The organism is Shewanella aquimarina, from assembly GCF_023349185.1.
Classification (GTDB): Bacteria; Pseudomonadota; Gammaproteobacteria; order Enterobacterales; family Shewanellaceae; genus Shewanella; species Shewanella aquimarina.
The window spans coordinates 1-2,772 of the sequence record NZ_JAKIKY010000027.1; the positions used below are offsets into that span (position 1 = coordinate 1).

The 2,772-nt window shown below is 51.5% G+C and carries 1 rRNA gene; it reads left to right on the forward strand.

Annotation, left to right across the window (positions count from 1 at the left end):
- Positions 1-2,751 (forward strand): 23S ribosomal RNA (locus L2731_RS19440); the annotation flags it as partial.
- Positions 2,752-2,772 lie beyond the last annotated feature (21 nt).

Sequence of the window (2,772 nt, forward strand, 5' to 3'; positions counted from 1 at the left end):
TGTCATCATTAAGTGAATACATAGCTTAATGAGGCGAACGAGGGGAACTGAAACATCTAAGTACCCTTAGGAAAAGAAATCAACCGAGATTCCCCTAGTAGCGGCGAGCGAACGGGGATTAGCCCTTAAGCCTAGAGGGTGTTAGTGGAATGTGTTGGAAAGCACAGCGATACAGGGTGATAGCCCCGTACATGAAAACTAACTTTAGGTGAAAACGAGTAGGACGGGACACGTGATATCTTGTTCGAATATGGGGGGACCATCCTCCAAGGCTAAATACTCCTGACTGACCGATAGTGAACCAGTACCGTGAGGGAAAGGCGAAAAGAACCCCTGTGAGGGGAGTGAAATAGAACCTGAAACCGTATACGTACAAGCAGTGGGAGCGGTTCTTGAGACCGTGACTGCGTACCTTTTGTATAATGGGTCAGCGACTTACATTTTGTAGCGAGGTTAAGCGAATAGCGGAGCCGTAGGGAAACCGAGTGTTAACTGCGCGTTTAGTTGCAAGGTGTAGACCCGAAACCCGGTGATCTAGCCATGGGCAGGTTGAAGGTTGAGTAACATCAACTGGAGGACCGAACACACGTATGTTGAAAAATGCGGTGATGACTTGTGGCTGGGGGTGAAAGGCCAATCAAACCGGGAGATATCTGGTTCTCCTCGAAAGCTATTTAGGTAGCGCCTCGAGCGAATACCATTGGGGGTAGAGCACTGTTAAGGCTAGGGGGTCATCCCGACTTACCAACCCTTTGCAAACTCCGAATACCAATGAGTACTACTCGGGAGACACACGGCGGGTGCTAACGTCCGTCGTGAAAAGGGAAACAACCCAGACCATCAGCTAAGGTCCCAAAGTTATTGCTAAGTGGGAAACGATGTGGGAAGGCTTAGACAGCTAGGATGTTGGCTTAGAAGCAGCCATCATTTAAAGAAAGCGTAATAGCTCACTAGTCGAGTCGGCCTGCGCGGAAGATATAACGGGGCTAAGCAATACACCGAAGCTATGGGTACTAGCGCTTGCGCTAGTGCGGTAGAGGAGCGTTCTGTAAGCCGTTGAAGGTGAAGGGGTAACCCACGCTGGAGGTATCAGAAGTGCGAATGCTGACATGAGTAACGATAAAGGGGGTGAAAAACCTCCTCGCCGAAAGACCAAGGGTTCCTGTCCAACGTTAATCGGGGCAGGGTGAGTCGACCCCTAAGGCGAGGCCGAAAGGCGTAGTCGATGGGAAACGGGTTAATATTCCCGTACTTCTGCTAACTGCGATGGAGAGACGGAGAAGGCTAGGCTAGCGCGGCGTTGGTTGTCCGCGTTTAAGGCTGTAGGTAGGGTACTTAGGCAAATCCGGGTACCTAATACTGAGAGTTGATGACGAGTCACTACGGTGATGAAGTAGTTGATGCCATGCTTCCAGGAAAATCTTCTAAGCTTCAGGTTAGCAGGAATCGTACCCCAAACCGACACAGGTGGTCGGGTAGAGAATACCAAGGCGCTTGAGAGAACTCGGCTGAAGGAACTAGGCAAAATGGTACCGTAACTTCGGGAGAAGGTACGCTCCTGTTGGTGATGAGACTTGCTCTCTAAGCTGACGGGAGTCGCAGATACCAGGTGGCTGCAACTGTTTATCAAAAACACAGCACTGTGCAAAATCGCAAGATGACGTATACGGTGTGACGCCTGCCCGGTGCCGGAAGGTTAATTGATTGGGTTATCTTCGGAGAAGCTCATGATCGAAGCCCCGGTAAACGGCGGCCGTAACTATAACGGTCCTAAGGTAGCGAAATTCCTTGTCGGGTAAGTTCCGACCTGCACGAATGGCGTAATGATGGCCACGCTGTCTCCAGCCGAGACTCAGTGAAGTTGAAATTGCGGTGAAGATGCCGTATACCCGCGGCTAGACGGAAAGACCCCGTGAACCTTTACTATAGCTTGGCACTGAACATTGACCCTACATGTGTAGGATAGGTGGGAGACTTTGAAGCGGGAACGCCAGTTCTCGTGGAGTCAACCTTGAAATACCACCCTTGTAGTGTTGATGTTCTAACTCTGGCCCCTGAATCGGGGTTGAGGACAGTGCCTGGTGGGTAGTTTGACTGGGGCGGTCTCCTCCCAAAGAGTAACGGAGGAGCACGAAGGTTGGCTAAGTACGGTCGGACATCGTACGGTTAGTGCAATGGCATAAGCCAGCTTAACTGCGAGACATACACGTCGAGCAGGTGCGAAAGCAGGTCATAGTGATCCGGTGGTTCTGAATGGAAGGGCCATCGCTCAACGGATAAAAGGTACTCCGGGGATAACAGGCTGATACCGCCCAAGAGTTCATATCGACGGCGGTGTTTGGCACCTCGATGTCGGCTCATCACATCCTGGGGCTGAAGTCGGTCCCAAGGGTATGGCTGTTCGCCATTTAAAGTGGTACGCGAGCTGGGTTCAGAACGTCGTGAGACAGTTCGGTCCCTATCTGCCGTGGGCGTTGGATGATTGAAGGGAGCTGCTCCTAGTACGAGAGGACCGGAGTGGACGAACCGCTGGTGTTCGGGTTGTCATGCCAATGGCATTGCCCGGTAGCTACGTTCGGAATCGATAACCGCTGAAAGCATCTAAGCGGGAAGCGAGCCCTAAGATGAGTCATCCCTAGACCTTTAAGGTCTCTAAAGAGCCGTCCGAGACTAGGACGTTGATAGGCAGGGTGTGTAAGCGTTGTGAGGCGTTGAGCTAACCTGTACTAATGACTCGTGAGGCTTAACCATACAACCCAAAAGGGTTTCGTA